Source organism: Pseudomonas sp. SID14000, from assembly GCF_002165135.1.
In the GTDB taxonomy this organism is placed as follows: Bacteria; Pseudomonadota; Gammaproteobacteria; order Pseudomonadales; family Pseudomonadaceae; genus Aquipseudomonas.
Genome location: NZ_NFZQ01000005.1, coordinates 1 through 12,242, shown reverse-complemented (window position 1 = coordinate 12,242; position 12,242 = coordinate 1). Strand labels below are relative to the sequence as shown.

10 protein-coding genes are annotated in these 12,242 nt (G+C 62.1%); 7 read left to right on the top strand and 3 right to left on the bottom strand.

From position 1 onward, the window contains the following. The first annotated feature begins 134 nt into the window (after positions 1-134). Entirely contained in the window at positions 135-587 is a 453-nt protein-coding gene (locus CAY82_RS08695; protein ID WP_013974739.1) for a YaiI/YqxD family protein, read from the top strand. A 58-nt stretch (positions 588-645) separates the two neighbouring features. Here CAY82_RS08695 and elbB read toward each other — a convergent pair whose 3' ends face one another. Both elbB and CAY82_RS08685 read right to left on the bottom strand, forming a co-directional pair. Further along, entirely contained in the window at positions 646-1,305 is a 660-nt protein-coding gene (gene elbB, locus CAY82_RS08690) for an isoprenoid biosynthesis glyoxalase ElbB (RefSeq protein ID WP_087500866.1), read from the bottom strand. A gap of 414 nt (positions 1,306-1,719) precedes the next feature. Further along, a complete protein-coding gene (locus CAY82_RS08685; protein ID WP_087501082.1) occupies positions 1,720-2,364 on the bottom strand; it encodes a DedA family protein in 645 nt (214 codons plus the stop codon). Between the two features lie 213 nt (positions 2,365-2,577). Between CAY82_RS08685 and ppk1 the strand changes: the two genes are divergently transcribed. Continuing rightward, positions 2,578-4,803, top strand: a complete 2,226-nt coding sequence (gene ppk1, locus CAY82_RS08680; protein ID WP_087500865.1) for a polyphosphate kinase 1 — start codon at positions 2,578-2,580, stop codon at positions 4,801-4,803. Here the strand turns inward: ppk1 and ppx are convergent. After that, positions 4,790-6,292, bottom strand: coding sequence for an exopolyphosphatase (gene ppx, locus CAY82_RS08675; protein WP_087500864.1), 1,503 nt, complete (start codon positions 6,290-6,292; stop codon positions 4,790-4,792). The genes ppk1 and ppx overlap by 14 nt on opposite strands. Before the next feature lie 255 nt (positions 6,293-6,547). Here ppx and trxA point away from each other — a divergent pair, with 255 nt between their 5' ends. The 5 genes from trxA to CAY82_RS08650 all read left to right on the top strand — a co-directional run bounded on the left by trxA (position 6,548) and on the right by CAY82_RS08650 (position 12,042). Then, a complete protein-coding gene (gene trxA / locus CAY82_RS08670) occupies positions 6,548-6,874 on the top strand; it encodes a thioredoxin TrxA (RefSeq protein ID WP_087500863.1) in 327 nt (108 codons plus the stop codon). Between the two features lie 373 nt (positions 6,875-7,247). Beyond that, positions 7,248-8,507: a transcription termination factor Rho gene (rho, locus tag CAY82_RS08665; RefSeq protein WP_003253661.1), complete on the top strand. Its 1,260-nt coding sequence runs from the start codon at positions 7,248-7,250 to the stop codon at positions 8,505-8,507. 204 nt (positions 8,508-8,711) lie between these two features. Further along, positions 8,712-10,178 carry a 4-hydroxy-3-polyprenylbenzoate decarboxylase gene (gene ubiD, locus CAY82_RS08660; protein ID WP_025341062.1) on the top strand — a complete coding sequence of 489 codons (1,467 nt, stop codon included), beginning with the start codon at positions 8,712-8,714 and terminating at the stop codon, positions 10,176-10,178. Beyond that, on the top strand, positions 10,178-11,146 hold the full coding sequence (locus CAY82_RS08655) for a CDP-6-deoxy-delta-3,4-glucoseen reductase (RefSeq protein WP_087500862.1): 969 nt from the start codon (positions 10,178-10,180) through the stop codon (positions 11,144-11,146). The genes ubiD and CAY82_RS08655 overlap by 1 nt, the downstream gene beginning before the upstream one ends. A gap of 245 nt (positions 11,147-11,391) precedes the next feature. Then, positions 11,392-12,042, top strand: coding sequence for a gamma-glutamylcyclotransferase (locus CAY82_RS08650; RefSeq protein WP_087500861.1), 651 nt, complete (start codon positions 11,392-11,394; stop codon positions 12,040-12,042). Positions 12,043-12,242: the final 200 nt, after the last annotated feature.

Genomic DNA, 12,242 nt, shown 5'->3' with positions numbered 1-12,242 from the left:
TGTAGCCTGAGTGGCGGGGGTGGATAAGCGGCAATTGAAATATTGGCGCCATTTTTCCAACGCGCTTGAGCTGCTCCAGCTTTCGCTGCGCTTGAGGCATGATGGGTGCCTCAAGCTGATTGCGAGGTTTTCCGATGCGTGTGTGGATCGATGCCGACGCCTGCCCCAAGGCGGCCAAGGATCTGATCGTCAAGTTCGCCCTTAAACGCAAGTTCGAGGTAGTGATGGTGGCGGGCCAGGCTGTGGCCAAGCCGGCGTTCGCGATCGTGCGCCTGATCGTGGTGCCCAGCGGCATGGATGCGGCCGACGATTACCTGGTGGAGCACGCCGTGCCCGGCGAGCTGGTGATCTGCAGTGACGTGCCGTTGGCCGACCGCCTGGTGAAAAAGGGCGTGGCGGCGCTGGACCCGCGCGGGCGCGAGTTCGACGAGCGCAACATGGGCGACCGCCTGGCGGCGCGCAACCTGTTCACCGAACTGCGCGAGCAGGGCCAGGTCGGGGGAGGGCAGGCGCCTTATGGCGAGCGCGAGAAGCAGGCGTTTGCCAATGCGCTGGACCGGATCATTGCCCGGTTATCCAAACCCTGAAGCGACCCTGCTGGCGGGCGACGTGTGGGAGCGCGTCAGATTCTGAATCTTGCACCCGTTACTCGTGGGTCAGCTCCAGCACCCGATCCACCAGCTTGTAGATCCCGCCAGCCGCTTCACTGATCGACTTGGCCTCCATGTACGCCGGGGTGGTCACCAGCTTGCGCTGGGTGTCTTCGACAATATCGTGCACATCGCACGGTTCATGGGTGCCACCCATCTTCTCCACGGCCGCTGCGGTACCTGCATCGGTACCGATGGTGCAGACCACGCCCGGCCCGTAGATCTTCGCCGCCAGCGCCGGCGAGATGCAGATCAGGCCAACCGGCTTGCAGGCGTCGGCAAAGGCTTCGGCCAGTGCCAGTACGTCGGGGTGGACGCTGCAGTTGGCGCCTTCCACGGCAAAGTTGGACAGGTTCTTCGCCACCCCGAAACCGCCCGGCACGATCAGCGCATCGAAGTCTTCGGCCTTGGCTTCGCGGATGTCCTTGACCTCACCGCGGGCAATGCGCGCCGATTCCACCAGCACATTGCGCGACTCGGGCATTTCCTCGCCGGTCAGGTGGTTGATCACATGCATCTGCGCAATGTTCGGCGCGAAGCACTGCACCTGCGCACCACGCTGGTCGAGGCGCAGCAGGGTGATCACGCTTTCGTGGATTTCGGCGCCGTCATAAACGCCACAGCCGGAAAGAATCACCGCTACTTTTTTTGTCATGCTTTTTACTCCAGTGTCGAGGCGCTAAATGTCCTCTAGTTTGGCAGATGTAGCGATAGGGGGTTCCGTGCGGCTTTATCTTATGCTTGGCGTGAGTTGTATGGTGCCTGTGAGATCGAGCGCCGCCCGCGCGGCGCTTCGCGGGGCAAGCCCGCTCCCACATTTGTTGCAACGTGCCGAACCTGACAGGTCATGGTTGTCAGCCTGGGTGGGCTGGCTGGATCTCTGTGCTGGCATTTCTGCCCCCCATTTGCCTCAAGCCTTGCACCAAGGCTGACAACGCCTCTTTCACAGGCATGGCCACGTTGCAACAAATGTGGGAGCGGGCTTGCCCCGCGAAGCGCCGCGCGGGCGGCGCTCGATTGACGCATCACCTGAGAAATTCAAGCCAGGCACCTGGCCGGCGCATTGGGCTTAGCGGTGGTCGCGCCGCTGGCCTGGTTCCTGTTCGTGGTCTACAGCCTGTTCAGCCTCTGGGGCCTGGGGCATGCCCGCCGCCTTGCGCTCCGCACGCAGGGTACGGAAGCGCCGGCGCAGCCATAGCAGGCCACCCAGCGCCAGCAGGCCACCCAGTACCCATAGCTCGTAACGCTTCACGTTGCCCAGCAGGCCTTCGAGGATGGCGCCGAAGTGATACGCGGCCGCGCCCAGGGCCGCTGCCCAGATGGCTGCGCCGATACCATTCAGCAGCAGGTAGCGGCGTGGCGGATAGCCCGACAGGCCAATGGCTACCGGCATGACCGTGCGCAGGCCGTAGACGAAGCGGAAACTCAGTACCCAGATGTCGGGGTGGCGACGGATGTGGTCCAGCGCCCGGTCACCCATCGCCTGCCAGCGCGGTTTGCGTGCCAGGATCCGGCGCCCGTGGCGACGGCCCATGAAGTACCACAGCTGGTCGCCGGCATAGCTGCCGAAAAACGCCACCAGGCACACCAGGTTGATGTCCATGTAACCGCGGAACGCAAGGAATCCCGCAAGCACCAGAATGGTCTCGCCTTCGAAGAAGGTGCCTAGAAAAAGGGCGAAGTAGCCGAAATCCTGCAGGAATTGTTGAAGCATTTTCTGAGGTGCTGGCGAAATGAACGCGAAGCCTACCCCTTCGCGCGCGTTCGTGAAAGTGTCCAAATGTGTCTCGACATGAACATTTCCTGCTCGGAGAATGCCAGAAGCTATGCGCCATGGCTTGCCCTGGCGTGTAACACAGGCGTCATAATGGGTGCTTATCTTGCCGCTCAATAGATGATAGGGCGTTAACGTCCTCAGGAACGCCAGATGAATAATGAAGTGCTAACCCCTGTCGCGATCAAGGATGCTCAGGAACTCCCCGAAGAGATGATGCAGACCCCGCCAGACCTGCCGCCGGCGCCCGTGCCTGCCGTGGAGCCTGCGGCTCCGGCGCCTGCGCCGGCGATCATCGTCCCAGGCCTGGACGACAGCAGCCTGTACATTCATCGCGAGCTCTCGCAACTGCAGTTCAATATCCGTGTGCTGGAACAGGCGCTGGACGAGAGCTACCCGCTGCTCGAACGCCTCAAGTTCCTGTTGATCTTCTCCAGCAACCTCGACGAGTTCTTCGAGATCCGTGTCGCCGGCCTGAAGAAGCAGATCAACTTCGCCCGTGAACAGGCCGGAGCCGATGGCCTGCAGCCGCACCAGGCGCTGGCGCGCATCAGCGACCTGGTGCACAGTGAAGTGGAGCGCCAGTACGCGATCCTCAACGACGTGCTGCTGCCCGAGCTGGAAAAGCACCATATCCGCTTCATCCGCCGCCGTTACTGGACACCCAAGCTCAAGACCTGGGTGCGCCGCTACTTCCGTGACGAAATCGCCCCGATCATCACTCCGATCGGCCTCGACCCGACCCACCCGTTCCCGCTGCTGGTGAACAAGAGCCTCAACTTCATCGTCGAGCTCGAAGGTGTCGACGCCTTCGGCCGCGATTCGGGCCTGGCGATCATCCCGGCCCCGCGCCTGCTGCCGCGGGTCATCCGGGTGCCGGAAGATGTGGGTGGCCCAGGCGCCAACTACGTGTTCCTGTCGTCAATGATCCACGCGCACGCCGATGACCTGTTCCAGGGCATGAAGGTGAAGGGCTGCTACCAGTTCCGCCTGACCCGTAACGCCGACCTGGCACTGGACTCCGAAGAGGTCGACGACCTGGCCCGGGCCCTGCGCGGCGAGCTGTTCTCGCGTCGCTACGGTGATGCCGTGCGCCTGGAAGTGGCCGATACCTGCCCGAAACACCTGTCGGACTACCTGCTCAAGCAGTTCAGCCTCAGCGAAAGCGAGCTGTACCAGGTCAACGGTCCGGTCAACCTTACCCGCCTGTTCAGCATCACCGGCCTGGACAGCCACCCCGAGCTGCAGTACACGCCGTTCACCCCGGCGATCCCCAAGCTGCTGCAGAACGCCGACAACATCTTCAGCGTGATCGGCAAGCAGGACATCCTGCTGATGCACCCGTTCGAGTCCTTCACGCCGGTGATCGACCTGCTGCGCCAGGCCGCCAAGGACCCGCACGTGCTTGCCGTGCGCCAGACGTTGTACCGCTCCGGGGCCAACTCGGAAATCGTAGACGCCCTGGTGGACGCGGCGCGTAACGGCAAGGAGGTCACCGCGGTGATCGAGCTGCGGGCGCGTTTCGACGAAGAGTCCAACCTGCAGATGGCCAGCCGCCTGCAGGCCGCCGGTGCGGTGGTGATCTACGGTGTGGTCGGCTTCAAGACCCACGCCAAGATGATGCTGATCCTGCGTCGCGAGCAGGGCGAGATCGTGCGTTATGCACATCTGGGCACCGGCAACTACCACGCTGGCAACGCCCGCCTGTACACCGACTATAGCCTGCTGACCTCTGACGACGCCCTCACCGAGGACGTCGGCAAGCTGTTCAGTCAACTGATCGGCATGGGCAAGACCCTGCGCATGAAGAAACTGCTGCACGCGCCGTTCACCCTGAAGAAGGGCATGCTCGACATGATCGCGCGGGAAACCCAGTTCGCTCTCGAAGGCAAGCCGGCGCATATCATCGCCAAGTTCAACTCGCTGACCGACGCCAAGGTCATCAAGGCGCTGTACAAGGCCAGCCAGTCAGGCGTGAAGATCGACCTGGTGGTGCGTGGCATGTGCTGCCTGCGCCCTGGCATTCCGGGGGTTTCGCACAACATCCAGGTGCGCTCGATCATCGGCCGCTTCCTCGAGCACACACGGGTGTTCTACTTCCTCAATGGCGGCGAAGAGCAGATCTACCTGTCCAGTGCCGACTGGATGGAGCGCAACCTCGACAAGCGCGTCGAGACCTGCTTCCCGGTGGAAGGCAAGAAGCTGTTGCTGCGGGTGAAGAAGGAACTGGAAGGCTACCTGACCGACAACACCCACGCCTGGACCCTGCAGCCGGACGGGCGCTATGTGCGCAGCACGCCGACCGGCAACCAGAACCCGCGCAGTGCCCAGGCGACCCTGCTGGAGCGCCTGAGCAACCCGGTCCTCAACGTACGCTGAGGGCGAAGCCGACCCGGGCCAGCCACTCCGCCTCGTTGGCGAAGTCGGCCTGGGTCAGCTGGTTCTGTTCCAGCCAGCCCTCAGGGAAGGCGACATCAAGGCTGTCATCGGCAGCCTTGAGCTCGACCTTCGGCATCTGCTGGTTGCCACGGATGTGATGGAACAGGATGGCGAAGCGCAGCAACACGCACAGGCGCAGCAGCTTGACCCCTTCCTCGCCCAGTTCGGCGATCTTGTCCTTGGGGATGTTGCGGCGGTGGCCGCGCACCAGCAAGGCCATCATCTGCTGGTCCTCGCGAGAGAAGCCCGACAGGTCGGAGTGCTCGATCAGGTAGGCGCCGTGCTTGTGGTAGTGGTAGTGAGCGATATCCAGGCCGATTTCGTGCACTTTAGCCGCCCAACCCAGCAGATCGCGCCAGTTCCCGTCTTTCAGGTCCCATGCGTCGGCCACTTGGTCGAAGGCGTGCAATGCCTTGCGCTCGACACGCGCGGCCTGGCCTTGGTCCACGTGGTAGCGTTCCATCAGCGAGTTCAGGGTGCGTTCGCGCACGTCTTCGTGGTGGTGGCGGCCCAACAGGTCGAACAGCACGCCTTCGCGCAGGGCACCGTCGCAGTGGTCCATGCGCTGCAGTTCCAGGGCATCGAAGATCGCTTCGAGAATCGCCAGGCCAGCCGGGAAGATGGTGCGGCGGTCCGGCTTGACGCCTTCGAAGTCGATCTTGTCGACCTCACCCAGCTTGAACAGCTTGCGCTTGACCCAGGCCAGCCCCTCGGCGTTGACCTCGCCATTGCCCAAGCCGCCAGCCTTGATGGCGGCGCCGATGGCACGAATGGTGCCGGATGAGCCGATGGCCTCGTCCCAGGTCAGGCGGTGCAGGGCATTCTCGATGCTCATCAGCTCCAGGCGCGCGGCGGTGTAGGCCTGGGCGTAGCGGGCCGGGGTGATCTTGCCGTCGCGGAAATAACGCTGGGTGAAGCTGACGCAGCCCATCTGCAGGCTCTCGCGCAGCAGCGGCTCGAAGCGCTGGCCGATGATGAACTCGGTACTGCCCCCGCCGATATCGGCCACCAGGCGCTTGCCGGGGGTGTCGGCCAGGGTGTGCGACACGCCCAGGTAGATCAGGCGCGCTTCCTCACGGCCGGAGATCACCTCGACCGGGTGGCCGAGGATGGCTTCGGCGCGCTGGATGAATCTGTTGCGGTTGCGCGCTTCACGCAAGGCGTTGGTGCCGACGATGCGCACCGAGCCGGCGGGCATGCCGTTGATCAGCTGGGAAAAGCGCTTGAGGCAGTCCAGGCCTCGTTCCATGGCTTCTTCGCTGAGCATGCGCTCTTCATCGATGCCGGCGGCCAACTGAACCTTCTCGCCGAGCCGCTCGAGAATGCGGATTTCGGTATGGTGGGCCTTGGCCACGACCATGTGAAAGCTGTTGGAGCCAAGGTCGATGGCGGCAATCAGGGACAGGTTCTTCGCGATGGTATGCGGCATGATCTGGTTGTTCTCGGTCGTTAACCCGGCAATCGTGCCACGATAGCAGGCTATCGCCAACGCGTGACATACAGCCGTTGAGCTGGCATTGATGCAAGGCAATGTGCCATTCGATGCTATGACGCTTGTATGACAGTTTCGATTCGCGGCGTCTTGCACAACTATAGTTACACTCAATCGTCCGCGGCTTCCTGTAGGAGACGGGTGCGGCTATGATGGGCAACGTTTTTATTGCTTACGACCTTGGAGATTTCCATGAGCGACAAAATCAAACACGTCACCGACGCCAGCTTCGAAGCCGACGTACTGCAGGCTCAAGGCCCGGTGCTGGTCGACTACTGGGCTGAATGGTGCGGCCCATGCAAGATGATCGCTCCGGTTCTGGACGACATCGCTGCGACCTACGAGGGCAAACTGACCGTCGCCAAGCTGAACATCGACGAGAACCAGGAAACCCCGGCCAAGCACGGCGTACGTGGTATCCCGACGCTGATGCTGTTCAAGAACGGCAACGTCGAAGCCACCAAGGTCGGCGCTCTGTCCAAATCGCAGCTGGCCGCGTTCCTCGACGCTAATCTGTGATGTGAAAAAGCCCCGCAGATGCGGGGTTTTTTTTGCCTCTGCAAAGGCAGTCTTGCCCATGTAGGAGCAGCCTTGTGCTGCGAAAGGGCCGGTAAGGCTGACGTTGTCGCTGCGGCTGATGGCCTCTTCGCAGCACAAGGCTGCTCCTACTGGCAGGTGTGTGGCAGCTGTAAATGGCAGGGCAAAACCACTAGACGCAGAAAAAAGCAAGTGTTACATTCGGCCTCGCACTGCTTTTCCAGTGCCCTCTACACGCCGTCGCCGAAGCATCCCTAATTCGAATCAGTACGCGATCCTGTCGCCATCTAGCGGCGCGGCCTCATTAAGCCAGAAGCTTAATTCTCCCTTCTTACATGATTACGTCATTCCCCTTATGAACCTGACTGAACTCAAGCAAAAGCCGATTACCGATCTTTTGGAAATGGCCGAACAGATGGGCATCGAAAACATGGCCCGTTCGCGCAAACAGGACGTGATTTTCGCCCTGCTGAAGAAGCACGCGAAAAGCGGCGAAGAGATCTCGGGTGACGGCGTGCTGGAGATTCTCCAGGATGGTTTCGGTTTCCTGCGTTCGGCTGATGCGTCCTACCTGGCCGGCCCTGACGATATCTACGTCTCGCCCAGCCAGATCCGCCGCTTCAACCTGCGTACCGGCGACACCATCGTCGGCAAGATCCGTCCGCCGAAGGAAGGGGAGCGTTACTTCGCCCTGCTGAAGGTCGACACCATCAACTTCGACCGCCCGGAAAACGCGAAGAACAAGATCCTGTTCGAGAACCTGACGCCGCTGTTCCCGAACAAGCGTCTGAAGATGGAAGCCGGTAACGGCTCCACCGAAGACCTGACCGGTCGGGTCATCGACCTGTGCGCCCCGATCGGCAAAGGCCAGCGTGGCCTGATCGTTGCCCCGCCGAAAGCGGGCAAGACGATCATGTTGCAGAACATCGCGGCCAACATCACCCGCAACAACCCCGAGTGCCATCTGATCGTTCTGCTGATCGACGAGCGCCCGGAAGAAGTGACCGAAATGCAGCGTACCGTACGCGGCGAAGTGGTTGCCTCCACCTTCGATGAGCCGCCAACCCGCCACGTACAGGTTGCCGAGATGGTGATCGAGAAGGCCAAGCGCCTGGTCGAGCACAAGAAGGACGTGGTCATCCTGCTGGATTCCATCACCCGTCTGGCACGTGCCTACAACACCGTGATCCCGAGCTCCGGCAAGGTACTGACCGGTGGTGTCGACGCCCACGCCCTGGAGAAGCCGAAGCGCTTCTTTGGTGCCGCGCGTAACATCGAGGAAGGCGGCTCGCTGACCATCATCGCCACCGCGCTGGTCGAAACCGGCTCGAAGATGGACGAAGTGATCTACGAAGAGTTCAAGGGCACCGGCAACATGGAGCTGCCGCTGGACCGCCGTATCGCCGAGAAGCGTGTGTTCCCGGCCATCAACATCAACCGTTCCGGTACCCGCCGCGAAGAGCTGCTGACTGCCGACGACGAACTGCAGCGCATGTGGATCCTGCGCAAGCTGCTGCACCCGATGGACGAAATCGCCGCCATCGAGTTCCTGGTCGACAAGCTCAAGCAGACCAAGACCAACGACGAGTTCTTCCTGTCGATGAAGCGCAAGTAAGCGTTTCAAGCCAGGCAGTAATTGGGGCCGCTTTGCGGCCCTTCGCGGGCACGCCCGCTCCCACAGGTTCAGTGTGATCCTTGTGGGAGCGGGCGTGCCCGCGAAGGGACGCGAAGCGGCCCCAATGCATTTTTGCCCCCAAACAAAGCCAGAACGGCGCTACACTCTGCACCCCGACCGATACGGCCAACACGAGGCTTCTGCATGCAGTATCGCGACTTGCGCGACTTCATCCGTGGCCTGGAACAGCGCGGCGAGCTCAAGCGCATCCAGGTTCCGATCTCTCCCGTCCTGGAAATGACCGAGGTCTGCGACCGCACCCTGCGTGCCAAGGGCCCTGCATTGCTGTTCGAAAAGCCGACCGGCTTCGATATCCCGGTGCTGGGCAACCTGTTCGGCACCCCGGAGCGGGTGGCCATGGGCATGGGCGCCGAGTCGGTCGATGAACTGCGGGAAATCGGCAAGCTGCTGGCCTTCCTCAAGGAGCCCGAGCCGCCGAAGGGCCTGAAGGACGCCTGGTCCAAGCTGCCGATCTTCAAGAAAGTCGTGTCGATGGCACCGAAAGTGGTCAAGGACGCGGTTTGCCAGGAAGTGGTGGTCGAGGGTGACGATGTCGACCTCGGCGCCCTGCCGATCCAGCACTGCTGGCCGGGCGATGTGGCGCCGCTGATCACCTGGGGCCTCACAGTAACCCGCGGCCCGAACAAGGATCGCCAGAACCTGGGCATCTACCGCCAGCAGGTGATCGGTCGCAACAAGGTCATCATGCGCTGGCTCAGCCACCGTGGTGGCGCCCTGGATTACCGCGAGTGGTGCGAGAAAAACCCTGGCCAGCCGTTCCCGGTCGCCGTGGCCCTGGGTGCTGACCCGGCCACCATCCTCGGTGCCGTGACTCCGGTGCCGGATACCCTCTCCGAGTACGCCTTCGCCGGCCTGTTGCGCGGCAACCGCACCGAGCTGGTCAAGTGCCGGGGTAGCAACCTGCAGGTACCGGCCACTGCCGAAATCATCCTGGAAGGCGTGATCCACCCGGGCGAGATGGCCCCGGAAGGCCCGTACGGCGACCACACCGGCTACTACAATGAAGTGGACAGCTTCCCGGTGTTCACCGTCGAGCGCATCACCCACCGGCAGAAACCGATCTACCACAGCACCTATACCGGCCGCCCGCCAGATGAGCCGGCGATCCTCGGTGTGGCGCTGAACGAAGTGTTCGTGCCGATCCTGCAGAAGCAGTTCCCGGAAATCGTCGACTTCTACCTGCCGCCGGAAGGCTGTTCATACCGCATGGCGGTGGTGACCATGAAGAAGCAGTACCCGGGCCACGCCAAGCGTGTGATGCTGGGTGTGTGGTCGTTCCTGCGACAGTTCATGTACACCAAGTTCGTTATTGTCACTGACGACGATATCAATGCCCGTGACTGGAACGATGTGATCTGGGCCATCACCACGCGCATGGACCCCAAGCGTGATACGGTGATGATCGACAACACCCCGATCGACTACCTGGACTTCGCGTCGCCGGTATCCGGGCTGGGGTCGAAGATGGGCCTGGATGCCACGCACAAGTGGCCGGGCGAGACTACACGCGAATGGGGACGGGTCATCGTCAAGGACGAAGCCGTCACCCGCCGTATCGATGAGCTGTGGGATCAATTGGGAATAGATTGATGCAGGTAACGTTGCAGCCGTCCGGGGCGGTGCTGGCGCTCGAACCCGGGGAACGGATCCTGGATGGAGCGCGGCGGCTGGGCTATGACTGCCCGAACAGCTGCCGCAATGGCAATTGCCATGTCTGCGCCGCGTTGTTGGTTGAAGGCCGGGTACGCCAGGACGGCGAAGTCCGCGACCATGGCGAGCTGTTCACCTGTATTGCCGAACCGCTGGAGGACTGCGTGTTGCTCTGGGATGGTGTGCTCGCCCTGGGCGAGCTGCCGGTGCGCAAACTGGCGTGCAGTGTCAGTGAGTGCGTCGAGGTCGGTGGCGACGTCTGGCGCGTGCGCTTGCGCGCGCCGGCCGGCAAACCGCCGCGCTACCATGCCGGGCAGTACCTGATGATCGAGCGTGAGGGTGGCAAGCAGTCGGCGTTTTCGCTGGCTTCCGCGCCCCATGCCGGGCGCGAACTGGAGCTGCATGTGCTGGCACGCGAGCCCAGCGCATTGCAACTTATCGCCCAGCTGCAGCGCGAGCGCCTGGCACGCATCGAATTGCCGTTCGGTGACACCCACCTGGCCGAATTGCCCGACGGGCCGCTGGTGCTGATCGCTGCCGGCACGGGCATGGGCCAGATGCACAGCCTTGTCGAGCACTGCCGGGCCCAGGGCTTCAAGCACCCGGTACACCTGTACTGGGGCGTGCGCCGGCCCGAGGACTTCTACCAGATCGAGCACTGGGAAGAATGGCAGCGCCTGCCAAACCTGTTCCTGCACCAGGTGGTCAGCGACCTGTGTGGCTGGGAAGGCCGTTGCGGCATGTTGCACGAGGCGGTCTGCGAGGACATCGCCGACCTCAACAGCGTGCATGTGTATGCCAGCGGCTCGCCGAACATGATCTATGCCACGCTCGATGCCTTGGTCGAAGCCGGTATGGATGCGCATCGCATGCGTGCGGATGTGTTTGCCTACGCACCACGCGGTTAATAACCGAAGTTTGCAAGTCTGGGTATAAGGCGGTAATTGTTACCGCCTTGGCTAATAACTTTCACAGTTGCCGAAACAGTATTTCCAGTCGTCGGAAGCGCGGATGAAACTCTGGCGCGAGGGCTTGAGTATTCTTGCATTTCTGTCCTATGGTTACTGCAAGCGCCCTTGGTACAGAGGCCTTGGGCCGCATCGTAATCGAATCTCGCTACATCCGTAGTTCACAGGGATAATGGCGGCAGCTTATGTCGGCACTTGAAAGTATGTCCTGGGAAGTTTCATATCCTCCGACACTCGACTTCGGTCAGCAACATACTCGCGAACAATTGTTCAACTCCATGAAGACAACCATGTCTCGCCATCAGGGTGGGCCGGTATGGCTGTTCGCCTATGGTTCGTTGATATGGCGGCCGGAGTGCAACTCCGTGGAGCGTCAACGCGCGCGGGTACATGGTTACCACCGTGGCTTGTACCTGTGGTCGCACGAACACCGCGGCACTCCGGAAACCCCCGGGCTGGTGTTCGGCCTGGACCGCGGTGGCTCCTGCAGTGGCTTTGCCTACCGGCTGGATGAAAGCAGCCTGGACGAGTCGCTGATGGCCCTGTGGCAGCGCGAGATGCCGTACCCGGCGTACCGGCCACACTGGCTCAGCTGCCGGCTGGGTGATGGCAGCAAGGTGCAGGCCCTGGGCTTCGTGCTGGAGAGGCATTTGCCGTGCTATGCCGGGAACCTGCCGGACACCCTGCTCAGCCAGATCCTGGCCAATGCCAAGGGGCGCTATGGCACTACGCGTGATTATGTCGAGCAGACCTTGAATGCCCTGCGCAGCCACCAGATGCCTGATCGCAACCTGGAGGCGCGGTTCAGGCGCTGCCATAACCTGCGGGAGGTTTGATTGCCTGTGCCGGCCTCTTCGCGGGTGAACCCGCTCCCACAGGTACTGCACATTCCTTGAGGGCGGTGCGGTCCCTGGACTGCCCCCAAGAAGTTGGACACCAATCCAACCCGTGGGGGATCTATGGGTAAATACACAGAGCAGTTCAAGCTCACGGCTATCACCGCTTACCTAGAGGGCAACCGGGGCTTTCGCAAGGT